General features: G+C 74.3%; 16 protein-coding genes and 1 pseudogene. 12 read left to right on the forward strand and 5 right to left on the reverse strand.

All coding sequences use genetic code 11. From position 1 onward, the window contains the following. Positions 1 to 165: 165 nt before the first annotated feature. Positions 166 to 1,401, reverse strand: coding sequence for an LCP family protein (locus HGCM_RS09600; RefSeq protein WP_019136625.1), 1,236 nt, complete (start codon positions 1,399 to 1,401; stop codon positions 166 to 168). 97 nt (positions 1,402 to 1,498) lie between these two features. Between HGCM_RS09600 and galE the strand changes: the two genes are divergently transcribed. Next, complete coding sequence (gene galE / locus HGCM_RS09605) at positions 1,499 to 2,497, forward strand: UDP-glucose 4-epimerase GalE (RefSeq protein ID WP_019136626.1); 999 nt, start codon at positions 1,499 to 1,501, stop codon at positions 2,495 to 2,497. A 43-nt stretch (positions 2,498 to 2,540) separates the two neighbouring features. Here galE and HGCM_RS09610 read toward each other — a convergent pair whose 3' ends face one another. After that, positions 2,541 to 4,040 carry a phospholipase D-like domain-containing protein gene (locus HGCM_RS09610; protein WP_019136627.1) on the reverse strand — a complete coding sequence of 500 codons (1,500 nt, stop codon included), beginning with the start codon at positions 4,038 to 4,040 and terminating at the stop codon, positions 2,541 to 2,543. 192 nt (positions 4,041 to 4,232) lie between these two features. Here HGCM_RS09610 and HGCM_RS09615 point away from each other — a divergent pair, with 192 nt between their 5' ends. Beyond that, positions 4,233 to 5,252 carry a glycosyltransferase family 2 protein gene (locus HGCM_RS09615; protein WP_040399041.1) on the forward strand — a complete coding sequence of 340 codons (1,020 nt, stop codon included), beginning with the start codon at positions 4,233 to 4,235 and terminating at the stop codon, positions 5,250 to 5,252. On the opposite strand, the gene HGCM_RS17790 is transcribed toward HGCM_RS09615, so the two are convergent. Next, complete coding sequence (locus HGCM_RS17790; RefSeq protein ID WP_019136629.1) at positions 5,151 to 6,275, reverse strand: acyltransferase family protein; 1,125 nt, start codon at positions 6,273 to 6,275, stop codon at positions 5,151 to 5,153. The two genes, HGCM_RS09615 and HGCM_RS17790, sit on opposite strands and share 102 nt — an antisense overlap. Before the next feature lie 199 nt (positions 6,276 to 6,474). Here HGCM_RS17790 and HGCM_RS17795 point away from each other — a divergent pair, with 199 nt between their 5' ends. The 3 genes from HGCM_RS17795 to HGCM_RS20440 all read left to right on the forward strand — a co-directional run bounded on the left by HGCM_RS17795 (position 6,475) and on the right by HGCM_RS20440 (position 12,189). Continuing rightward, positions 6,475 to 9,771 (forward strand): CDP-glycerol glycerophosphotransferase family protein, encoded by a 3,297-nt coding sequence (locus HGCM_RS17795; protein WP_161604974.1) that lies wholly within the window; start codon positions 6,475 to 6,477, stop codon positions 9,769 to 9,771. Positions 9,772 to 9,835: 64 nt separating this feature from the next. After that, the gene (locus HGCM_RS18830; protein WP_019136631.1) at positions 9,836 to 10,990 is read left to right on the forward strand and encodes a CHAP domain-containing protein; all 1,155 of its coding nucleotides are present in this window, start codon (positions 9,836 to 9,838) and stop codon (positions 10,988 to 10,990) included. Further along, entirely contained in the window at positions 10,987 to 12,189 is a 1,203-nt protein-coding gene (locus HGCM_RS20440; RefSeq protein ID WP_019136632.1) for an LGFP repeat-containing protein, read from the forward strand. The genes HGCM_RS18830 and HGCM_RS20440 overlap by 4 nt, the downstream gene beginning before the upstream one ends. Positions 12,190 to 12,293: 104 nt before the next feature. Here the strand turns inward: HGCM_RS20440 and HGCM_RS20445 are convergent, their stop codons facing one another. Together HGCM_RS20445 and HGCM_RS20565 are read right to left on the reverse strand one after the other, a co-directional pair. Continuing rightward, positions 12,294 to 13,073: a glycosyltransferase family protein gene (locus HGCM_RS20445; RefSeq protein ID WP_019136633.1), complete on the reverse strand. Its 780-nt coding sequence runs from the start codon at positions 13,071 to 13,073 to the stop codon at positions 12,294 to 12,296. A 64-nt stretch (positions 13,074 to 13,137) separates the two neighbouring features. After that, positions 13,138 to 13,677: pseudogene (locus HGCM_RS20565) on the reverse strand (polysaccharide pyruvyl transferase family protein); the annotation flags it as partial. Between the two features lie 170 nt (positions 13,678 to 13,847). On the opposite strand from HGCM_RS20565, the gene HGCM_RS09645 reads away from it, so the two are divergent. From HGCM_RS09645 to HGCM_RS09675, 7 genes are all read left to right on the forward strand, one after another. Continuing rightward, on the forward strand, positions 13,848 to 15,080 hold the full coding sequence (locus HGCM_RS09645; protein ID WP_026075383.1) for a CDP-glycerol--glycerophosphate glycerophosphotransferase: 1,233 nt from the start codon (positions 13,848 to 13,850) through the stop codon (positions 15,078 to 15,080). Between the two features lie 91 nt (positions 15,081 to 15,171). Then, positions 15,172 to 16,701 (forward strand): glycosyltransferase, encoded by a 1,530-nt coding sequence (locus tag HGCM_RS18845; protein WP_019136638.1) that lies wholly within the window; start codon positions 15,172 to 15,174, stop codon positions 16,699 to 16,701. 56 nt (positions 16,702 to 16,757) lie between these two features. Beyond that, a complete protein-coding gene (locus HGCM_RS09655; protein ID WP_026075384.1) occupies positions 16,758 to 17,447 on the forward strand; it encodes a phosphocholine cytidylyltransferase family protein in 690 nt (229 codons plus the stop codon). Continuing rightward, positions 17,444 to 18,718 carry a CDP-glycerol glycerophosphotransferase family protein gene (locus HGCM_RS17815; RefSeq protein ID WP_019136640.1) on the forward strand — a complete coding sequence of 425 codons (1,275 nt, stop codon included), beginning with the start codon at positions 17,444 to 17,446 and terminating at the stop codon, positions 18,716 to 18,718. The genes HGCM_RS09655 and HGCM_RS17815 overlap by 4 nt, the downstream gene beginning before the upstream one ends. Further along, a complete protein-coding gene (locus tag HGCM_RS09665) occupies positions 18,711 to 19,520 on the forward strand; it encodes a CDP-alcohol phosphatidyltransferase family protein (RefSeq protein WP_019136641.1) in 810 nt (269 codons plus the stop codon). The genes HGCM_RS17815 and HGCM_RS09665 overlap by 8 nt, the downstream gene beginning before the upstream one ends. Then, on the forward strand, positions 19,517 to 20,392 hold the full coding sequence (locus tag HGCM_RS09670; protein WP_019136642.1) for a glycosyltransferase family 2 protein: 876 nt from the start codon (positions 19,517 to 19,519) through the stop codon (positions 20,390 to 20,392). The genes HGCM_RS09665 and HGCM_RS09670 overlap by 4 nt, the downstream gene beginning before the upstream one ends. Positions 20,393 to 20,448: 56 nt before the next feature. Beyond that, a complete protein-coding gene (locus HGCM_RS09675; protein ID WP_147572782.1) occupies positions 20,449 to 22,569 on the forward strand; it encodes a SpoIID/LytB domain-containing protein in 2,121 nt (706 codons plus the stop codon). Positions 22,570 to 22,584: the final 15 nt, after the last annotated feature.

Consider the following 22,584-nt stretch of genomic DNA (forward strand, 5'->3'; position numbering starts at 1 on the left):
CACCGCCGGCCCGAGGGCCCGCCGACGACGCGCTGCGCCGCGGCGGGCGCGCCGGCGCCTCGTCGCGGCCGACGACGATGGGGGTGTCCGCGCCGGAGCCCGGGCGGGCGCGGCCGCCCTCCGGCGAGAAGCTCGGGGGCGGCGTGCGCTTCGCGTCGTCGGCCACTAGCTGCAGTCAGCCGTCTTGTCGTCGAGGGAGAACGCCTCGCGACCCGCCTGCTTCGTCGCCTGCGGCGTGGGCTTGGACGGCTTCGAGGTGGCCGTGCTCCCCGGCGTGGGCGTCGAGGACGGCGTCGTGGGCTCGTGCTCCTTGCCGTCCATCGGACGGTCGTTGGCGATGTTCTCCCAGACCTGCGCGGCCTCGGGCGCCCAGACGACCCGGTTGCGGTCGTTGGGCGCGCTCGTCCACGGGATCGTCATGAAGCTGATGTTGCCACCGCGGATCGACCGCATGCTGTAGGCGACGCCGACCATGTCGGTGAGCGTGAAGCCCTTGTCGACGGTGACCGAGCCGGTGGCCGCGTCGAGGAACGGCAGCAGCTTCGTCGGGTTGGTGAGCACCTTGGACGAGAGCACCTCGCTCGCCATCGCCGCGACGAGGCGCTGCTGGTTGCCGATGCGGTTGATGTCGGAGCCGTCGCCCAGGCCCTCGCCGGTGCGGGCGCGGGCGAACGCGAGCGCCGTCTTGCCGTTGAGGCGCTGCTCGCCCGCCTCCAGGTGCAGCCGTGCCTTCTTCGAGTACAGGCGGTTCGGGATGCAGATCGGCACGCCGTCGATGGCGTTCACCATGTCCTTGAAGCCGGCGAAGTCGACGATGACGAAGTGGTCGATCGCGATGCCGGTGTTGTGCTGCACCGTCTTGATCGTGCAGCCCGCGGCGGAGGCCATGTCGCCGCCGTAGTCCCACCCGTAGGCGAAAGCGCTGTTGAACATCACGGACGGGCGCGGCTGGAGCGTGGTGCCGTCCGACATCGTGCACGAGGGGATGTCGACGAGGGAGTCGCGGGGGATCGACACGACGTCGACGCGCGAGCGGTCCGCCGAGATGTGCATGACCATCGCGGTGTCCGACCGCATGCTCGACAGCCCCGCCAGGCCGCCGAGGTCGCCGTTCTCGCCGTCGCGCTGGTCGGAGCCGATGACGAGGATGTTGAGGTCCTCGCCGGCGTTCGGGTCGTCCGGGTCGACGGACTTCGTCGGCTTCGGCCCGGTGAGCGCGAGCGCGTCGACGTGCCGCACGTTGCCGCCGAGGTGCAGCACCGTGGCCGCGGCGGTGCCGGCGCCGAACGTGAGCACGGCGACGGCCGCGATCGCGGTGCCGCGGGCCACGCCGTGGGTGCGGGGACGGCGTGAGTGCCGGGCGGTGGACGAGCGCGTCGGGGCGGCATGGCGGATGGGCACGCAGGGATCGTACGGTCGTGCCGACCGCGAGCGGCGGAGCGGACGGTGCGGGCCCGTAAAGGATCTGTGCAGATCAGCGCGCGGCTAGGGTGGAGCGGTGTCGATCGTGGTCACCGGCGGGGCCGGGTACATCGGGGCGCACGTCGTGCGCGCCCTCGCGTCGTCGGGTCAGGACGTCGTCGTCGTCGACGACCTCTCGACGTCCGACGCCGGACGCGTCGCGGGCGTGCCGCTGCACCGGCTCGACCTGACGGCGCCGGGCGCCGACGAGCTCGTCGCGGACGTCCTGCGCGAGAGCCGGGCGACCGCGGTCGTGCACCTCGCCGCCAAGAAGCAGGTGGGGGAGTCCGTCGCCCGGCCCGAGTGGTACTACCGCCAGAACGTCGGCGGCCTCGCGACGGTGCTCGAGGCCGCGCGCCGCACCGGCTGCGACCGGCTCGTGTTCTCCTCGTCGGCGGCCGTCTACGGCGAGCCGGCGTCCGGGGTCGTCGACGAGACGACCGTGGCGGCCCCTATCAACCCGTACGGGCGCACGAAGCTCGTCGGCGAGTGGATGGTCCAGGACGCGGGTCGCGCCTGGGGCCTGCGCCACCTGTCGCTGCGCTACTTCAACGTCGCGGGGGCGGCCGTCCCCGAGCTCGGCGACCCCGCGGTGCTCAACCTGGTCACGCTCGTGCTCGACCACCTCGAGCGCGGCCGTCGGCCGGTGCTCTTCGGCGACGACTACCCGACGCCCGACGGCAGCTGCGTGCGGGACTACGTGCACGTCGCCGACCTGGCGTCCGCGCACGTCGCGGCCCTGGACTACCTCGGCCGGGACGCCCGCGACGTCGAGGTGCTCGACGTGGGCCTCGGGCGCGGCTCGTCGGTCCTGGAGGTCCTCGCGGCCGTCGAGCGGGTGACCGGCCTGCCGACCGCCCCGGAGGTCGCCCCGCGCCGCCCGGGCGACCCGGCGCGGCTCGTCGCGACCGCCCGCCGTGTGCGGGAGACCCTCGGCTGGGAGCCGACGCACGACCTAACGTCGATGGTCGCCTCCGCCTGGGAGGCGTGGCGGCACCAGCGCGACGCCGGCCTGGAGCCGCTGCGCGCCGGCTGACGGCGCCGGCTGACGGCCCGTCCGGGACCCGAGGGCTCAGCCCTCAGCAGTCGGAGCCGTGGACGTAGACGGCCCGCCAGGCGTCGACGTAGTCCTGCGCGACCTGCACGATGCGCGCGCGGGAGACGGAGGACGCGCCGGCCGTCGACAGCACGAACGTCGCGTCGTCGTTGGTGCGCAGCCCGGAGAACGTCCAGTTCTGCGAGCCGTCCGAGACCAGGGTCTGCCCGGGGCGGCCGTCGAGGACCACGTCGCGCATGACGAGGAACTTGCCGTGCATGAGGTCCGTGCAGCGCATCGCGCGCGCGCCCGACGCCGCGAGGGTGCGCCGCACCTCGGCGTCGTTCGCGTAGATGCCGGACCGGCTCATGACGAGCCGTACGCTGCAGCCGTCGTGCACCAGGCGGGCCAGCGCGCGGGAGATCGCGCGGGAGCGGCTCGGCGACGCGATGTACATCGCGACCTCGATCTTCGAGCCCGCGACGCAGCCGACCGAGTCGAGGAGGTCGACGACGTTGTCGTCGCCGTCCTGCGGGAAGAAGGAGACCTGCGTGCCGCGGCCCGCGTCGGTGTCGACCACCGGCTTGAGGGCGGTGCGGCACCCGGTGGCGCACGCGCGCTGGTAGTCGAAGTTGTGCAGGTGGGCGGCGTACAGGCGGTCGTCCTGGTGGAACGTGACGACGGTCTGCCAGTACTGGCCGAGCTGGCGGTCGGACCAGTTCGCCGAGCTGAGGACGACGGCGCGGTCGACCCCGCTGCGCCAGCGGGTGTCGCTGATCGCCACGACCTTGTTGTGCATCGCGCCGTCGGTGCCCGAGCCGTTGGCGCAGCCGCGGTCGCACACGGTCACCTGGGCGAACGAGCGCAGGCGGCGGGCGGTGGCGTCCATCGCGCCCGTCCCGGTGCGCTCGAGCAGGAACGCGACCGTCACCTTCCGCTCGCGGTGCAGGTACTCGAGCGTCCGCAGCAGCGTCGCGGCGCTCGCGTCGTCGGGCGCCAGCAGGTACAGCGACACCCGGACGGTCGCGCGGGACGAGGTCGCGCACAGCACGCCCTTGAGGTGCGCGGCCGAGCGCGCCGCCGCACCGGGACCCGGCTGGAGCAGCTTCATGGCCACGCCGCGGGTCGGCGACACGGACTGCGTGCAACGGAAGTGGGGGACCGTGCGGACGGCCGACGTCGCGGCGCGGCGCGTGCTGCTCGCGTCGGCGCGCACGCGCAGCGGGACGTCGGCGGTCCCCGTGAGCACCGTGCGGAACTTGTACACCCCGGTGCTGGACGTGCGCACCGACGCGATCCGGCGCCAGCTCGAGCCGACCTTGCGCTCGAGCCGGGCCGTGGTCACGCGCGCTCCGGCGACCTTCCCCGAGACCAGGACGGCGTCGCCGGAGATGAAGTCCTTCTTCGAGACCGAGACGCTCACCGAGCCGGCGGGGAGCGTCGCCTCGGCGGGCGCCGCGACGAGGGCGAGAGCGGTGACGGTGACGAGGAGTGCGGCGACGAGACGGGCGGTGCGGGTGCCGGGCAGAGCGAGGGACGGCATGACGACGGAGTCCTCCAGGGGTTCGTCCTGTCCGTCGGTACCCGGGCCCGGCGACTTGAGGCGCCGAGCCGGCCGGCTCGGCCCGTGGGACGTGGCGTTCACCACAGCGCCGCGGCCGTCGCCCGCCCGCGCGGGGCGGCGGACGCCCCTGCGCGTCGGCGCCCGGCGCGCGGGGTGCCCTATCCTGCGCGGATGCCCCCCGCGAGTCGTTCCCGTCCTGCCGTGGTCGTCTTCGCGGCGGTGCGCGACGAGGAGCGCGACCTGCGCGAGGCGGTCGCGTCGGTGCTCGAACAGGACTACCCCGGCCCGCTGGTCGTCGCGCTGGCGGTCGGGCCGTCCCGGGACCGGACGGCCGAGCTGGCGGACGAGGTGGCGCAGCACGACCCCCGGGTGGTCGTCGTGCCGAACCCCACGGGCCTGACGCCGCAGGGCCTCAACCTCGCCGTGCGCGCCGGGATCGCGGCGCTGCCGTCCAGCGTCTACCTCGTCCGGACCGACGGGCACGCCCGGCTGCCGCAGGGCTACGTGCGCACGGCGGTCGAGGTGCTCGAGCGGACGGGGGCGGACAACGTCGGCGGGATGATGGTGCCCGTCGGCTCCGGCGGCCTGCAGGAGGCGGTGGCCCGGGCGATGTCGCACCCCGTGGGCCTCGGCGGCGGGCGCTTCCACACCGGCGGCGTCGAGGGCGAGGGCGAGACGGTCTACCTCGGCGCGTTCCGCCGGGCGACGTTCGCGCGCGTCGGCGGGTACGACGAGCACTGGACCCGGGCGCAGGACTGGGAGCTCAACCTGCGGCTGCGCGAGTCGGGCGGCGTCGTCTGGTTCACGCCGCGGCTGCGCGTCGAGTACCGCCCCCGCTCCTCGTGGCGCGCGCTCGCGTCGCAGTTCTTCCGCACGGGCCAGTGGCGCCGCGAGGTCGTCAGCCGGTACCCCGCGACGGCCTCGCCCCGGTACCTCGCGCCGCCGGTCGCGGTCGCGGCCATGGCCCTCGCCGTCGTCGTCGCCCTCGTGGGCCTGCTGGCCGGCGTCCCCGCGCTGCTGGCCGCGCTGGTGGTGCCGGGCGCGTACCTCGTGGGCGTCCTGGTCGCCGCCGTCGTGGCCGGCCGCGGGCTACGGGCGCGCGCCGCGTGGCGGTTCCCCGCGGTCCTCGTCGTCATGCACGTCTGCTGGGGTGCGGGCTTCCTGCGCGGCGGGGCGGGCCGGTCGCGCTGACCGCAGGTCGCCGGCGAGCAGGGCGTCGGCCCACCGCGGCTCGACCGCCCAGCGGGTCACCCGCTGCACCGGGCGGCTGCCGAGCAGGAGCGCGAGCAGCACCGCCGCGAGCGCCGTGAGCAGCGCCAACGCCGTGCCGGCGACCCAGCGGCCGTCCCGCAGGGGCAGCAGCAGCGGCGCGTGCAGGAGGTAGACGTACATCGACGCGGCGCCGACGCCGGTCCACCGCCGCGCACCCGAGGGCACGAGCGCGAGCACCGCCGCGACCGCGACGGCGCTCGCGCCGAGCAGCAGCAGGCGCAGCACGGAGCCCGTCAGCGGGTCGGTGCCGAGGGACTGCGTGGAGAACCCCGGCTGCAGCGCCGCCCGGCTGAACTCGCCGCGGGTGAGCGCGACCCCGGCCGCCGCGGCGACCAGGACCACGGCGGCGGCCCAGCGCACGCGTGGCCGGGCGGCCAGCGACGCGAGCGCGGACCGCGGCAGCAGCAGGCCGGCGACGAAGAACGGCAGGAAGCCCAGCGCGTCGTCGAGCGCGAGCACGTGCCCGACGCCCGGGCCGAGGCCGGCGACGACCATCAGCGCGACGGCGACGGCCAGCGCGACCGCCGGCCGCATCGCCTGCCACAGCGGCGCCGACAGCCGCCAGAGCACGACGGCGACGAGGAACCACAGGGTCCACCGCGGCTCCAGCGGCCGGACGGGCGGCCCCGCGCCGGTCAGCACGTGGTGCTCGGCGGTCTGCAGCGCCTGGAACAGCACGTACGGCACGAGCAGGCCGGTGAGCAGCCGGGCGGCGCGGCGGCGGTTCGGCTCGCCCGTCAGCATGCCGGTGAGCAGCACGAAGGCGGGCATGTGGAACAGGTAGACCCAGCGGTAGAGCACGTCCGCGACGACGACGCCCGCGGCCGCCGCGGGCTGGACGGCGTGCCCCACGACGACGAGCGTGACGAGCACGGCCTTGGCGTTGTCCCAGTACGGCTCGCGCGCGGCTGCGGCGTCGCCGGCGGCGGTGGCCCTCGTCATGCGTGGCACGCTACCGGCGCGCGTCGCGACCCGCGGGCCGCCCGGCGGCGCGCCCGGTGTCGGGGCGGCGCGGGCGTTGGCCTATCCTGGCGGGCGGTGCAGGACGGACGGGAGCAGGGGCTTGGCTGAGGCAAGATCGACTCTTCGACGCGTCGTCGCGGCCCCCGGCCGGGTGGTGCTGCGGACGCTGCCGCGTGGCATGCGGACCCGGGTGCGCCGCCTCGTGGGCGTCCCGCCGAAGGCGGCGCTGCGCTACACGCTGCAGGAGGGCCGCCTCGTCGTCTCGGGCGTGTACGCCTCCCGCACCTGGACCACGACGGCCCTGCGGCTCGTCTCGCGCACGGGCGGCGCCGAGATGGACGTGCCGAGCACGGCCACCGCGCCCGGCTTCGCGTTCGACGTCAAGCTCCGCAAGATCCGGCGCGAGCTCGGGGTGCGGGACGCCGACGTCGACCTCGCCCTGGTGCTGCGCAACGACGAGGGGGCCGTCCGCCTCGTGCGGCTCGGGCACTTCGCGCGCACGCACCGCCCGTTCCGCCGCCTGGCGACGACGGTCGACGACGTGCCGGTGCGGCTCGAGAACTCGGTCCGGGGGGAGCTGTCCCTCGTGTTCGGCGTCCGCCCGCAGGCCGCCCCCGCGATCGTCACCCACCGCATGCACCGCAGCGGCGGCGAGCTCGGCGTCGACGTCGAGCTCTCGACGCGCAACCAGCCGCTCGACTCGGTGCAGCTCGTCGCCACGGGGCGGCAGTCCGGCGTGCGCGTGAGCGCGCGGGCCGACGTCGTCCCGGTGCCGGCGCTCAGCGAGACGAAGAACGGCCGGCTCGTGTACGCCGTCCGGGCGCGGCTGCCGCTCGCCGAGGTCGCGACGCTGCCCGACTCCGAGGAGACCGTCGACCTGCACCTGCTCGTGGGCTCCGGCTCGGCGGACGAGCGGTGGGTCCGGGTGCGCGCGCCGCGCGGCCGGCGGGGTCGCTGGATGCGCTCGGTGGCGGTCACCGTCGGCGACCGCACGACGCAGCTCGTGCCGTACTCGACGTTCCGCGCGCACAACGTGTCCTACCGGGTCGAGCGGTTCGACGCGGCGGACTACCGGATGATGCGCCGGCTCGCGCCGTTCGGGTGGGTGTTCGTCCTGACCCGGCCGTTCACGCGCATCTGGCTCGTGGGCGAGGTGCCCTACAAGGCGCAGGACAACGGCTACCAGCTGTTCCGGCACCTGCGCACGCACCACCCCCGGCGCCGCGCGTACTACGTCATCGACGCCGCCTCGCCCGACCGCGCGCGCGTCGAGCCCCTCGGCAACGTGGTCCTCGCCCGGTCGCGCCGGCACATCCTGTACACCATGGCCGCCTCCCGGCTCGTCGGCTCGCACCACGCCGAGTACCTGCTGGCGACGCGGGACCGGTCCGTCGCGCGCTGGGCGCGCGGCGTCCGGGTGTTCCTGCAGCACGGTCCGACGGCCAACAAGAACGTGACGCTCAACTACGGGCGGCAGGGCACCGCGGAGCGTCCCACGGAGCGCTGGGTCGCCATCTCCGACCTCGAGAAGCGCATCGTCGTCGAGGACTACGGCTACCGCCCCCACCAGGTGAGCGTCGCGGGCTTCGCGCGGTTCGACCAGCTGTTCGCGGACGACGTCGAGCGCGAGCGCACCGTGCTCGTGATGCCGACCTGGCGGGACTCGCTCATGCAGGAGGAGGCGTTCCTCGCGAGCGACTACTTCGCGAACTGGCGCGACTTCCTGCGCTCGCCGGACCTGCACGAGGCGCTCACGGACGCGGGCCTGCAGGTGAAGCTGCTGCTGCACCCGAACATGCGCAAGTACGCGCACCACTTCGAGTCCGACGTGGTCTCGGTGGTCCGGCAGGGCGACGTGGACGTCCAGCGCATGCTCAAGGCGAGCGCCGTGCTCATCACCGACTTCTCGAGCGTCTGCTGGGACTTCGCGTTCCTGCACAAGCCGGTGCTCTTCTTCCAGTTCGACCGCTCGGAGCTGGTGCGCAAGCGCGCGCCCCACATCGACTTCGACTCCTCCCTGCCGGGCCCCATCGCGGCGACCCCGGCCGCCCTCGTGCGCGAGGTGCGGGCCACGATCGAGCGGGGCCTGCAGATGGAGCCCGAGCACGTGCGGCGCGCCGACCAGTTCATCGCGCACCGCGACCAGCACAACTGCGAGCGCATCGAGCGCGTCGTCGCGCGCTCGTGGAACGCGCGGGTCGCGTTCGAGCGCGTGCGCAACAACGAGCTCGTGCAGCTCGGCTGGACCTGGTACCGCCGCAGCCCGTGGTACTTCCGCAGCATGCGGGTGGTCAACGCGGTGGGCCGCGTCCTGCCGCGCACCGACGTCGTGCTGTTCGAGTGCGACCGCGGCGAGCACTACGGCGACGCGCCGCGCTACCTCTACGAGCGCCTGAGCGCGCGGGAGCACGACCTGCGGATGGTCTGGGCGAGCAACACCACGCTGCGCCTCACCGACCCACGGGCGCGCAAGATCCGGCGGCACTCGCCGACCTACTGGTGGGTCGCGTCGCGGGCGCGGTACTGGGTCAACAACCAGAACTTCCCCGCGGAGCTGCGCAAGGGCCGCGGCACGCGCTTCCTGCAGACGTGGCACGGCACGCCGCTCAAGCGGATGCAGCACGACGTCGAGCAGATGGCCGGGCGCGACGGCGACTACCACAAGCGCGCGGCCCGTCTCACCGGGTACTGGGACGTGCTGCTGTCCGCCAGCGACTACGCGACGCGCGCGTTCCGCAGCGCCTTCCGCTTCGAGGGGACCGTGCTCGAGCTCGGCTACCCGCGCAACGACGTGTTCTCCTGGCCGGGGGCCGACGAGCGCGCGGCCCAGGTGCGGGGGCGTCTCGGGCTCGCCGACGACGAGCGCCGGATCATCCTGTACGCGCCGACGTTCCGCGACGACGAGCGCAGCGGCGTGCACTGGCGCCAGCAGCTGCGGCTCGACCTGCCCGCGCTCGAGCGGGCGCTGGCCGACCGGTACGTGCTGGTGGTGCGGTACCACCAGCTCGTCCGCAACGCGCTGCCCGAGCAGTACCGGGACTCGTCGTTCGTGGTGGACGCGTCCACCTACCCCGACGTCCAGGAGCTGATGGCGGCCTCCGACGTGCTGGTCACCGACTACTCGTCGCTGTTCTTCGACTACGCGGCGCTGCGGCGGCCGATGGTGTTCTTCGCCTACGACCTGGAGCGGTACCGGGACGAGCTGCGCGGGTTCTACCTCGACTACGACACGCAGGTCCCCGGCCCGGTCGTGCGGACGAACGAGGAGCTCGTCGACACGCTCGACCGGCTGGACGACGTGTGGCCCGGCTACGGCGAGCGCCTCGAGGAGTTCCGCCAGCGGTACGGGCCGCTCGACGACGGGAACGCCAGCGACCGGGTGCTCGACGCCTTCTTCGGCACGCGCGTCGGACCGGTGCAGCAGCCCGCGGTGCCCTCCGCGGCGCCGGCGGACGCCCACGCGGTGGCGCGGTGACGGGGTGCTCCGTGAGGCCCGTCCCTGGCTTGCGTCTGCCGGATCCGGTCGGCATGGTGGCCCGATGACTCGCCGCCCCGCCGCCGCCGTCGTCGCCGTCGTCCTCGCGCTGTGCGGCTCGCTGCTCGTCGCGGCGCCCGCCTCCGCGGCGTCCACGTCGCTGTCCCTGTCCCTGTCCGAGTCGTCCGTCCGGCGCGGCGAGATGGTCTGGCTCAAGGGCCGGCTCACCGTCGGCGGGCGCGCCGCGGCCTCCCGCGTCGTCGCCGTCGAGAGCCGGTCCGGCTCCTCGTCGTGGAAGGTCGTCTCGAAGACGCGCACCGGCTCGGACGGCACCTACTCGATCCGTCAGCGCCCCGACGTGGAGACGGTCTTCCGCGTCCGCAGCGTCGACCCGGCCGTGACCAGCACGGCCCGCAAGCTGTCGTTCTCCCAGGGCTCCCGAGGCCTGTGGCAGCGCTACGACATCCTCGAGGGGCTGCTCGGCGACCCGCGCTACTCCACGAAGTCCGCCTCGGTGAAGGGCTTCGCGAAGGTGCGCTTCCGCTCCTTCGACAAGGGCATGCTCGTGCAGACGACGCGCCCGTCGGGCTCCACGCGGACGTGGGTCGTCTACGGCGACGTGCTCGCGGCCTACCGCGACGCGGGCGGCCCGCGCGGCTCCCTCGGGGTGCCGCTCGGCGACCCGCGGTGCGGGCTGCTCGAGAGCGGCTGCGTCCAGCGGTTCAGCGGCGGCTCGGTGTACGACAACAGCTCGACCCGCGGCGTCGTCTTCCGCGGCTCGGGCCGGCTGTCGGAGTTCGTCGCGGCGGCGAAGTCGCAGGTGGGCTACCGCCAGACGCGCTACAACGACTCCAAGTACAACCGGTGGATCGGCCGCACGGGCGCCTGGTGCTCGGTGTTCCAGTCGTGGGCCGCGGCGGCGTCGGGCAACGCGTCCGTGATTCCGCAGAACGCGACGTTCAGCGGGTTCCTGTCGTCCGTGCGCTCCCGCATGCCGCTCGGGCAGACGCCCAAGGTCGGCGCGCTGGTCTTCTACGACACGATCGACGACGGCCGCACGGCCGCGACGCACGTCGGCATCGTCGTCAAGGTGACCTCGTCGACGATCGTCGCGATCGAGGGCAACACGAGCACGCCCGGCTCCAGCACGGGGCGCGGGGTGTACATGAAGGAGCGGTCCCGCTCGCTGCCGCTCTACTACGCGTACCCGAGCTGGTGAGCCGGCTCCACCGAGCGGCGCTCGCCCTGGGCGCCGCGCTCGCGCTCGTCGCCGCCACGCTCGTCGCCGCCCCCGCCGCGCAGGCCGCGACCGTCTCGTTCGCGATGGTCGCGAGCCAGCCGGAGTTCCGGCCCGGCGAGGGCGTCGTCGTCTCCGGGCGCGTGCAGCGCGGTTCCTCCGCGTGGACCAGCGTGCCCGTCCAGCTCGTCGCCGTGCCGGCGCGGGGCGACAAGTTCGTCGCCTACTCCGGGCGCACCAACTCCTCGGGCCGGTTCGCCTTCCCGGTGAACCCGCGCAACACCACCCGGTACTACCTGCGGACGATGACCTCGCCCCGGCACACGAGCGACACGGTGCTGGTGAAGTGGACCGACGCGGCGCAGTCGCTGACGAGTCGCCAGGCGATGGTCGGGTCGCGGCTCGGCGCCGCGCGCGGCGGGGTGGTGACGCTGTCCTCGGCCGACATCCGCCGCACCGGCGACTCGGGCGTCAGCTCGGCGCGGTACCGCACCTACGAGCGCGGGATGCTGGTCGAGGTGGTCCGCAGCGGCGCCCGGCGCACGTGGTTCGTCAACGGGCAGATCGCCACGCGCTACCGGTCGACCGGCGGCCCCACCGGCACGTTCGGGCTGCCGCGGCAGGACGGCCAGTGCCTCGAGGTCGAGCAGGGGTGCACGCAGCAGTTCAGCAAGGTCAACGCGTACGCGAGCGCGACGACGTCGCAGGCGTCCTACCAGGCGGGCGGGGGCAAGCGCGCCCAGTACCTCGCGGTCGCCCGCTCGCAGGTCGGCTACGACGAGCCGTCCTGGCGCCGGTCGAAGTACAACGCGTACTTCGGGTACTCGTCGGCGTGGTGCGGGACGTTCCAGTCGTGGGTGTCCGACGCCTCCGGCACCGAGGTCCTGCCGACGCGGTCGACCTTCGAGGGCTTCGTGAAGGCGGTGAAGCGCGACCTCGTCACCTACAAGCCGGGGTCCGGCCGCTCACCGCGGGTCGGCACGCTCGTGTTCTTCGACTTCCGCAACTCGCGGCCGACCACGGCCAGCCACGTCGGGGTGCTGATCTCGCGCAGCGGCAGCACCCTGACGCTCGTCGAGGGCAACTCCTCGGTCGGGTCCACCTTCACCTCCGACCGCGGCGTGTACGTGCACCAGCGCAGCGCGTCGCGCGTGCTCTTCTACGCCGACCCGGACTGGTGACGCGGCCGCGACCGGCGCAGTCGCGGGCGGTCGCGGGCGGACGCGGCGACGACGAGGGCCGCCGGGCAGGTGCCCGGCGGCCCTCGTGCGTGCCGTGCGGTCGGTCAGCCGCGGCGGCGACGGCGCAGGAAGCCGCCCGAGCGCTGCTCGGTCGCGGCGAGGCGGGCGCTCAGCTCGGCCACCTGCGCCTCGAGCGCGGCGATCCGCTCGGCGTCCTCGGTGCGCGTCTGCTTGAGACGGCGCAGGCCGCCGGGCTGGCGGCCCAGCTCGCGGTAGAGCCAGTCCACGCGGTCGAGCGGCTCGCCGACCCGCGGGTCGCGGGTGACGGCGTGCACCGGGCCGGGCAGCGCGGCCGCGGCGACGCGGGCGTCGTACCGGGCGAGCTGCTCCGGGTCGTCGAGCGAGTGCTGCAGGCCGTTCTTCGCGAGGTACGCCTCGAACGTGGCCCAGCGCTCCGGCTGGCCGGCGTTGAAGGCGGTGAAGTCGGCCCGCTCGTAGAAGTCCACGGCGTCCTCGTCCGGCCCGAGCTCGGAGGCCAGGACGTGCGGGATCTGGTGGTAGCGCGCGAGCTCCAGCGTCCGGGAGTCGTGGGCGATGAGGAGCGCGGGCGTGCCCGCGAGGATCGCCGCGACGTTGCCGTGGATGCGGTCGCCGAACGCGAAGTCGATCGTGCCCATGTACTCGATCCACGGGCTGGGGTCGACGAAGAAGCGGGCGAGGTCGCGGCGGAAGGCCGGGTGCGAGCCGTGGAACGGCATGTCCGTCTCGGCGTCGAAGCCCGGCAGCGCGTTGCCCCACAGCATGAGGCGCAGCGACAGCGAGTCCTGCGGGATGAGGCGCAGGTTCGGGAACCGCTCGACGTGCCGCGCGGTGACGGGGCCCATCTCCTTGACGCGGGGGGGTGACCGAGAAGCTCACCCGGGCGTCGTGGTCGATGCTGTCCTTCGTCTTCTCCACGCGCAGGCGGCCGCCGTGCAGGAACGTCGACGGGCAGCCGATCACCTCGACGTCCGAGAACCCCAGACCGCGCAGGTAGTCGGCCGTGAACTCGCCGCGCACGCCGATCGTCGGCGACTTGTCGAGGACGGCGCCGACGAAGCGCTTGACCGACGCGTCGAACGAGGAGAGCCCCGCCGTGCCCTTCTCGAACGACGTCTGCGCGCCGATCGACAGGACCGTCACGGGCACCCGGACGCGCTCGATGACGTCGGTGATGATGTCGAGCTGCTTCATGAAGTCGGGCCGGAACGAGTTGGCCATCGGCAGCACGAGGTGGTCGTACTCCGCGGAGACCGCGTCCGGGTCCGTCCGGTTGAAGCCGAGGCCCTGCGAGACGACCTCGGTGTCGGGCCGCGACAGCATCCGGTGGGACGAGTAGCTGAACAGGAAGTTGCCCGAGTTGCTGCCGATCACGTTCGTCGACAGCGTGGCCTCCGGGCTCAGGACCGTCCACGGGTCCTTGCCGGAGCGCATGAGGATCCTCTTCATGGCGTGGCGCAACTTCCTGTCAGGGGGAGGCGGGGTGGCCGCTCGGGGGAGCGACCCTTGATTGTGGCGGACGACGGCGCCCCCCACAAACAGCGTGCGTCGCGGCCCGCGGCCCCGGCGATACCCTGGCGGCCGTCCTTCTCGTCCCGTTCCCGGAGGTGCCGGCGCCCGTGTCCGCGCTCGACGACGCACGCAGGGCCGCCCGACGGGTGCGCGGCGCGCTGCGCAACCGCCGCCTGCGCCGGCACAACGCCGCCGAGCTGGCGCGGCGCGCGCCGCTCGCCGCGGGGACGGTCGAGGTGGCCGTCTTCTTCGCGGACCCGGCGGTCAACCTGTACCAGGTGCGCCAGTGGTACGAGCCGCTGCGACGGCTGGCCGAGACCCACCCCGTCGTGGTCCTCACGCGGGCGGCCGACTCCACGGCGGCGCTGCTGCGGGAGTGCCCGGTGCCGGTGGTGCCGGTCGCGTCGATCGGCGCGCTCGAGGTGTGGCTGCAGACCCAGCCGGTCCAGGTGCTCCTCTACGTCAACCAGAACCGCGAGAACTTCTCGGTCCTGCGGTTCACGGGCCCGGCGCACGTGTTCGTGTCGCACGGCGAGTCGGACAAGTCCTACATGGCGTCGAACCAGCTCAAGGCCTACGACGAGGTCTTCGTGGCCGGGCCTGCCGCCGTCCGCCGCATCGAGCAGCACGTGATCGGCCTCGACCCCGCGCGGCTCGTGCAGATCGGCCGCCCGCAGGTCGACGTCGAGCACGAGCCGCCGCCGCTGCCCGCCGACGGCCGGACGGTCGTGCTGTACGCGCCGACGTGGGAGGGCGACCGCCCGTCGATGGACTACTCGTCCGTGCTCACGCACGGCGCGGCGCTCGTGGCGGCCCTGGCCGGCGACCCGCGGTTCCGCGTCGTCTACCGCCCCCACCCGCGCACGGGGGAGCACGACCGCCGCTACCGCGCCGCCCACGAGCGGGTCGTCGCCGTCCTGGACGAGGCCGGCCGGCGGGACCCGCAGGCCGGGCACCTCGTCGACACCGGCTCCGCGTTCGGCTGGCACCTGCGCGCGGCGGACGTGTGCGTGACCGACGTCTCGGCCGTCGCCTTCGACTGGATGGCGACCGGCAAGCCGATCGTCCTCACGGCGCCCGCGTCGCCGTCGGCCGTCGTCGGTCCCGAGAGCCTCGCGGCGCGCCTGCCGACGCTCGCCGCGCAGGACGCGCACGACGTGGTGCGGCACGTCGACGCGGCCCGCGGCGACGCGGGCTCGCGCGCGTACGCGGCGCTCGTCGCGGACCACTTCGGCGACACGGCGCCGGGTGCCTCCATGGCGCGGTTCCTGGCCGCGGTCGACGAGCTGGTGCGCCGTCGCGCCGCCGAGCGCTCCGCGCGGGCCGACGACGCCCCGTAGCATCGAGGCGCCCGCCGGGGCACGGCGTCCAGGGCGGACGACGAGGCGAGGCGGCCGCCCGCAGGGCCGCGGACGAACGATCGGAGCTCGGGTGTCACGTTCCCGCACGGACCTGTACTTCCTCGTGAACAGGTTCAGCGCCGACTCGGGCGGGCGCACCCGCTCGGCCTTCGTGCGGGCGGCGGCGCTCGCCGGCGTGTACCGGTCGAGCACCCTCCTCACGCTCAACTTCCGGACCGACTACCACGACGTCGTCGAGGCGTGGCGCCTCCGGCTCGGCCTGCCGGCGAACGTCACGGTGCGCAACATCCACGAGTGGATGGCGGACGAGCCGGTGTTCGCGCCGGCCGCCCCGGTCCGGTTCCGGCCGCCCGAGGGTGCGCGCAAGGTCCGGCGCGAGGACGCGGTGCACTGGGAGGTCCGCGACGAGGGCGTCCTCACCGACCGGTACCTCGTCGAGGGCGGCGTGCTGCAGCGCAGCCTGCACTGGGAGGGGGGCGTGCGCGTGCGGGCGGTCACGTACGACGACCGCGGCGCCGCGCGACTGGTGACGCACTACCGCCCCGGCGCCGCCGAGCCGCACCTACGGACGTTCACGACCGCTGCGGGCCGGACCTACCTCGAGCACGACCCTGCGGCCGACGCGTGGCGGGTCCTCGAGGGTCCCCGCGCCACCGACGGGTTCGTGCCGGTCGCCGAGGTCGGCCGCCGCTGGGTCGCGGCGCTGCAGGCGGCCTCGCAGGACTGCGTCCTGCTCGTGGAGGACCGGCGGATGGACCCGCTGGTGCTCGACAACCCGCACCTGAGCCCGCAGACGCGCAGCGTCGCGACGATCCACTCGGTCCACCTCGCGCCGCCCTACGACGACCCCGACGTCGTCGGCGGGCTGAACGCGCGGGCGCTGGAGCGGGCGGACGAGTTCTCCCGCGTCGTCATCCTCACCCGCGAGCAGCGCCGCGACGTCGAGCGCCACTTCGGCCCGCGCCCCAACCTCGTCACGATCGGCAGCCCCGTGGCGGCGCCGTCGCGCCGGGGCGTGCCGCTGCGCACCCGGCTGGGCGAGCTCGCGCGCCGGCCCGCCCACGTCGTCGTCGTCACCCGCCTGTCGCCGCACAAGCGCGTGGACCACACGGTGCGCGCCTTCGCGCTCGTCGTGGCGCGGGTGCCGTGGGCCCGGCTGCACCTGTGGGGCGACGGCGAGTCGCGGCCCGAGCTGGAGCGGCTGGTGCAGGAGCTCGGCCTGACGCGCACGGTCACGTTCCACGGGCACACGACGGACCCCCTGGGCGCCTACCGGCGCGCCCGGGTGGCCGTCTCGACGTCGCAGAGCGAGGGGCACAGCCTCACGATGCTCGAGTCGCTGGCGCAGGCGACGCCCTACGTCACGTACGGCTACCGCTACGGGCCGCGCGACACGATCCGCGACGGCTGGGACGGGTACGTCGTCCCCGTCGACGACGTGGAGGCGCTCGCCGACGCCGTCGTGCGCGTGCTCACCCACCCGTGGCGGGCGCGTCTCATGGGCCTGGTCGCCACGCGCGTGCGCTGGACGTCGTCGCCGCGGCGGTGGAAGCGCCGGTGGGTGCAGGTCGTGGACGGGACGGCGCCGGGGCGTCGATGACTAGGATCGGGCGGGTCACGACCCCTCACCCGTGACCGGACAAGGAGCCACAGCCGATGTCGACCCAGGTCGCAATTCTGGCGGCGGGCATGGGAACGCGCCTCGGGCGCCCGTTCCCCAAGCCGCTGACCCCGCTGCGGGACGGACGCACGATCATGGACCAGCAGGTCGCCAAGATCCGTGCCGCGTTCCCGGACGTCCAGCTCTACACCGTGGTCGGCTTCAAGCTCGAGATGATCATGGAGGCGCACCCGCGCAACCTGTTCGTCTACAACGAGGAGTACGACCGCACCAACACGTCGAAGAGCCTGCTGCGCGTGCTGCGCGCGAGCGGCGACGGCGGCGTGCTGTGGATGAACGGTGACGTCGTCTTCGACCCCGAGGTCCTCGAGCGGGTCAAGCCCTACCTCGAGCAGGAGCAGTCGATCGTCGCGGTGAACACCTCGGCCGTGGCCGAGGAAGAGGTCAAGTACACCGTCGACGCGGACGGCAACATCGACCAGCTCTCCAAGCAGGTCGTCGACGCGCTCGGCGAGGCGGTCGGGATCAACTACGTCGCCGCGCAGGACAAGGCGGCGCTCGTCGCGCGCCTGGAGGAGTGCGGCGACCAGGACTACTTCGAGCGCGGCATCGAGCTGGCGATCGAGCAGGACGGCGTGAAGTTCGTGCCGGTCGACATCTCGGACCTGTGGGCCGTCGAGGTGGACTTCGCCGAGGACCTCGAGCGCGCCAACGAGCACGTGTGACGCGCTCGGCACCACCGTTCACCGCCGGCTCGTCCGGCTCGTTCGGCACCGCCGCGCGATCGTTCGTCCGGAGGGCACGGGCCCAGGGCGGCACGCTGGTGCGCCGCCTGGGCTGGCTGCCCGCCGGCATGCCGGACGGCCTGGGCGAGGACGCCGGGACGCTCGAGCGCCGGTACCCCCAGCGCGTGCTCCTGTACTTCGCCGGGACCGTGCAGAACGCCTACCAGCTGCGGCAGTGGTACGAGCCGCTGCGCGCGCTGGACGACGCGGTCGGCGTGGTCGTGGGGGTGGCCGACTCGCGCGTCGCCGCGCTCGCCCGCCGCGAGCAGGGGCTGCCGGTGGTCTCGCTGGTCCGGTCGGCGAGCATCGAGGCCTTCGTCGAGCGCAACGACGTGGCGGTGGTCTGCTACGTCGGCCACGACGTCGGCAACGTCAACGCGCTGCGCGTGCCCGGCGCGCTGCACGTCTTCCTGTCCCACGGCGAGAGCGACAAGCGCGTCGCGGCCTCGAACCTCGTCAAGGCGTACGACTACGCGTTCGTCGCCGGCGAGGCCGCGGTCGAGCGCTACGCGCGGGCGCTGCTGCGGTTCGACCCGGCGGGCCGCGTGGTGCCCGTGGGGCGCCCGCAGCTGGACGGGCTCGTGACGGGGGAGCGGCGCCGGGACGACGCCGAGGCCCTCACCGTCCTCTACGCGCCGACGTGGGAGGGCGGGCAGGGCTCCGCCTCGTACTCGTCCCTGCTCGCCATGGGGGAGCGGGTCGTCTCGGGGCTGCTCGAGGACCCGCGGATCTCCGTCGTGTACCGGCCGCACCCCCGCACGGGCGTGAGCGACGCGCGCTACGCCGCGGCCGACGCGCGGGTGCGCGCGCTGCTCGAGGCGGCGGGCGCGCGCGGGCGGGTCGACGCCGCCCCCGACCCGTACGGGGCGTTCGACCAGGCCGACGTCCTCGTCGCCGACGTCTCGGCGATCACGTTCGACTGGCTCGCGACGGGCCGGCCCCTGCTGGTCACCGACCCCGGCTCGCCCGCCGAGGCCGTCCCCACCCGGCTGATGCAGGAGGTGCGCCGCCTGGCGACGCCCGACCTGCAGGACGTGGCCGGCGCCGTCCGGAGCGAGCTCGCCGAGCCCGAGGGCGCGGTGCGCCGGGCCGAGCTCGTGCAGCACTACTTCGGCTCCGTCGGCGACGCCACCTCGCGGTTCGTGGCGGAGTGCCGCCGAGTCGTCGCGGAGCGGGACGCGCTCCGCCCTGAAGGAGCATCGCGTGACTGAGCCAGCCCCCCGGCGGTCCCAGCCCACGCTCGCGGAGATCCGCGAGATCGGGCAGCCGCACTCCATCCGCTCGCGCCGCAACGCGGAGCACTGGACCGCGCAGGTGTACGGGCGGCGGATCTCCCCGTACCTGACGCTCGTCGCGCTGCGCCTCGGCCTCAGCGCGAACGCCGTCACGTGGGTCATGCTCGCCGTCGGCTGGCTCGCCGCGGCGGCGGTGGCGACGCCCGGGTGGGGGTTCGCCGTCCTGGCCGTGGTGCTGGCGCACCTGCAGATGGTGGTGGACTCCTCCGACGGCGAGGTCGCGCGCCTGACGCGCACGTCCGGGCCGGTCGGGATCTTCATCGACAAGCTCGCGCACTACACGACCGAGGCCCTCGTCGCGCTCGCGCTCGGCGTGCGCGCCGCGGGCGGCTGGGGCGAGGTCGGCGACCACCTGCTCTGGACGACGGTCGGCGGCCTGTTCGCCACCGTCCTGCTGCTCAACAAGGTCGTCAACGACCTCGTCGTCTCGTCCCGCGCCCAGGGCGGCCTGCCGCCGGCCCGGGACGCGGCCGACGTCGCGGCGCCCCGGTCCGGGGGCGTGGCCCGGCTGCGGCGGGCGGCGCGGTTCGTGCCGTTCCACCGGATGTTCCACGCCGTCGAGCTCTGCACGGTCGTCGCGGTCGCGGCCGTCGCGGACGCGCTCCTCGGCCGGGACGACGTGACGCGCTGGACGCTCGTCGGCCTCACCGTGGCCGTGGCGGTCACGGGGGTCGGCCACGTGCTCGCGATCATGACGTCCTCGAGGCTGCGCCCGTGAGCGCGGCGACGCCGGAGGTCGGCGTGGTGGTGCTCTCGATGGGCAACCGGCCCGTCGAGCTCGCCGCGGCCGTCGCGTCCGCGCTCGGCCAGCAGGACGTCACGGTGGACGTGCTCGTGGTGGGGAACGGCTGGGAGCCGACCGGGCTGCCGGCCGGCGCCCGGGCGCTCGCCCTGCCGGAGAACCTCGGCATCCCGGAGGGCCGCAACGTCGGCGCCCAGCACGTCGCGGGGGACCTGCTGTTCTTCCTCGACGACGACGCGGTCATCCCGTCGCCCGCCGCGCTGGCCACCATGGCCCGGCGGTTCGCCGCCCGCCCGCGGCTCGGCATGGCACAGGCCCTGCTCACGACGACGGACGGCTCGGAGCCGCCCGGGCGGTGGGTGCGCCGCCTGCGCAAAAGTGACCCGCGTCGCTCGTCGCGCGTCTTCTCGGTGACCGAGGGCGTCACCATGGTGCGGCGCGACGCGTTCGAGCGTGCCGGCGGGTGGGCCGGCGAGTTCTTCTACGCGCACGAGGGGATCGAGCTCGCCTGGCGCGTGTGGGACCAGGGCCTCGAGGTCTGGCACATGGGCGACGTGGAGATGCAGCACCCCCGCACGGACCCGTCCCGGCACGCGGTGTCGCAGCGCCTCAACGCGCGCAACCGCGTGTGGCTGGCGCGGCGCAACCTGCCCGCGGTGCTCCGGCCCGTCTACGTCGGGACGTGGGGCCTCGTGCAGCTCGTGCGCGACCGCTCCGACCGGGAGGCGCTGCGCGTGTGGTGGGACGGCACGCGCGAGGGCTGGCGCGAGGACCCGGGACCGGTCCGGCCGCTGTCGTGGCGGGGGATCGTCCGCATGGCGCGGTACGGGCGGCCTCCGGTCATCTGAGTGAAACCGGCCGGCGGGTTGTCGCAGGGGCCGCGCCGTCTGTCACAGTGGTGTTCATGCGTCTCGTGAGTCACAGTCCGGTCCCGCTGCGCCGACCCCTGCGCGTCCTGGTCGCGGCGCTGGTCGTCGCTGCCGTCACGCTCGCCGGGCTGGTGACCCCGGCCGCGGCCGCGACGGCGCCCCTGCGCCTGGACGCCCCGGCCTCCGTGCACCTCGGGCAGAGCGCGACGGTGACCGCCCTGCTCACCTCCCGCGACACCGTCCCCGTCTCGCTCCAGCGCCGCGACGCGGGCTCCTGGGTGCAGGTCGCGCGGTTATCGGCGTCCGCGGGCCGGGGCAGCACGACGATCGAGCCGGAGGCCAGCGCCGTCTACCGGCTGCGGTCGGGCTCGTGGACGAGCGACGCGTGGCGGATCGGGGTCGTGCGCGACTGGGTCACCCTGCGCGCGGCCTCCACGTCCGTGCAGGAGGGCACGTCGACCACGCTGACGTTCGGCCTGTTCCGCGAGGGCGTCGCGACGTCCGGCCACGTCGCGCTGCAGGAGCTGCGCGGCTCGACGTGGGTCTCGACGACCCGGGTGGCCGTGTCGGAGTCCGGCGCGCAGGTGAGCGTGCGCCCCAGCGGCACCACGACGTACCGCGCGATCAGCGGGACGCTGCGCAGCCCGTCGGTGCGCGTCGAGACGCACCCGCTGCAGCTGGCCATGTCCGCCAACCCCGCGACGATCGACAAGGGCGGCTCGACCACGCTGCGTGCCCGGATGGTCGTCGACGGCGCGTCCGTGGGCGGCGCCGTGACGCTGCAGGCCTGGTCCGGGTCCGCGTGGGTGTCCCTCGAGCGCCTGACCGTCCCCGCCGGCGGCGCCGTCGAGCGCGTCGTGAGCCCGACGGCCACGCAGAAGTACCGGGTCGTCTCCGGCTCCGCGCGCAGCGCCACGGTCACCGTGACCGTCAAGGACATCCCGGCCCTGTTCACGATCACCGGCTCGGGCTACGGCCACGGCGTCGGGATGTCGCAGTACGGGGCCTACGCGATGGCGCAGTCCGGCGCGTCCGCGAGCACCGTCCTCACCACCTACTACCCGGGCACGAGCACCGCCTACACGGCGCCCGACGACGGTCTGCTGGCCGTCCAGGTGTACGGCCCGGACGCGACGAACTCGGCCTACGACGACCGGACGACCTCGACGAACATCGCCGTCCACGGCGGCGGCTGGAAGCTGCGGGACGTGACCGACCCGAGCGACCTGGGGAGCGGGACGTCCGCCGAGCTCATGAACGTCGCGGTGAGCGGGTCGCGCGTGAAGGTGACCTGGGCCGACGGCGCGAAGTCGAAGACCGCCGAGAAGGTCCGCCTGTACTGGAGCGGCACGACCGGCTACCTGCCGACCGGCGCGAAGGCCACGGCGACCGTCAAGGGCGCGCAGGGCGAGTACCGCCACGGCCGGATCACCGTCTCGGTCGTCAACGGCTACATCAACGTCGTCAACGAGCTCCTCCTCGACACGGAGTACCTCTACGGCATCGCCGAGATGCCCTCGTCGTGGGGCAGCAACGGCGGGGCGGCCGCGCTGCAGGCGCAGGCCGTCACGGCGCGGTCGTACGCGCTGCTGAAGAAGCGGCAGGGCGTCAAGGCGTGGTGCGACTGCCACGTCGTGGACGACACCCGCGACCAGAACTTCACGGGGTGGAAGAAGGAGAACGAGGGCACCGGGGCCGTCTACGGCAAGATCTGGACGACGGCGGTCGACGCGACGATCCGGTCCGGCAAGCCGCTGCTGCTGACGTACGACGGCAAGCCGGTCATCACCCACTACTACTCCTCGTCGGGCGGCGGCACGCTCAACTCCGAGGACGTGTGGGCCTCGGTGGTGCCGTACGAGCGGTCCGTCCCCGACCCGTGGAGCCTCAAGGCCTCGAGCGGCAACCCCAACATCCGCTGGACGGCGACGCTCTCGCAGGCCGCCGCGGCGCGGTACTTCGGCGTCGCCGACATCGTGCGCATCTCCGTCGGCACGTACGAGGGCGGCGGCCTGCGGTCGCTGACCGCGACGACGGCCACGGGGCAGAAGGTGACCCGCACGGGCAAGTCCGACGCCATGCGCTCGCAGCTCAACGCGATCGCGACGGGCTACGTCAAGGCGCCCTGGATCCTGTCGGTCACGGCCGCCGGCTGACCGCCGGCCGGCGGC

Origin of the sequence: Cellulomonas massiliensis JC225 (genome assembly GCF_000312005.1) — a bacterium.
Lineage (GTDB): Bacteria > Actinomycetota > Actinomycetes > Actinomycetales > Cellulomonadaceae > Cellulomonas > Cellulomonas massiliensis.

What these genes read in the sequence shown, in the direction of transcription:
- HGCM_RS20445 (WP_019136633.1), bottom strand. Translation starts at nt 13,073, where the DNA reads ATGGGCCCCGTCACCGCGCGGCACGTCGAGCGGTTCCCGAACCTGCGC.
- HGCM_RS09675 (WP_147572782.1), top strand. Translation starts at nt 20,449, where the DNA reads ATGCGTCTCGTGAGTCACAGTCCGGTCCCGCTGCGCCGACCCCTGCGC.
- HGCM_RS17790 (WP_019136629.1), bottom strand. Translation starts at nt 6,275, where the DNA reads ATGACGAGGGCCACCGCCGCCGGCGACGCCGCAGCCGCGCGCGAGCCG.
- HGCM_RS09615 (WP_040399041.1), top strand. Translation starts at nt 4,233, where the DNA reads ATGCCCCCCGCGAGTCGTTCCCGTCCTGCCGTGGTCGTCTTCGCGGCG.
- HGCM_RS18830 (WP_019136631.1), top strand. Translation starts at nt 9,836, where the DNA reads ATGACTCGCCGCCCCGCCGCCGCCGTCGTCGCCGTCGTCCTCGCGCTG.
- HGCM_RS09655 (WP_026075384.1), top strand. Translation starts at nt 16,758, where the DNA reads ATGTCGACCCAGGTCGCAATTCTGGCGGCGGGCATGGGAACGCGCCTC.
- HGCM_RS17795 (WP_161604974.1), top strand. Translation starts at nt 6,475, where the DNA reads ATGCGGACCCGGGTGCGCCGCCTCGTGGGCGTCCCGCCGAAGGCGGCG.
- HGCM_RS09610 (WP_019136627.1), bottom strand. Translation starts at nt 4,040, where the DNA reads ATGCCGTCCCTCGCTCTGCCCGGCACCCGCACCGCCCGTCTCGTCGCC.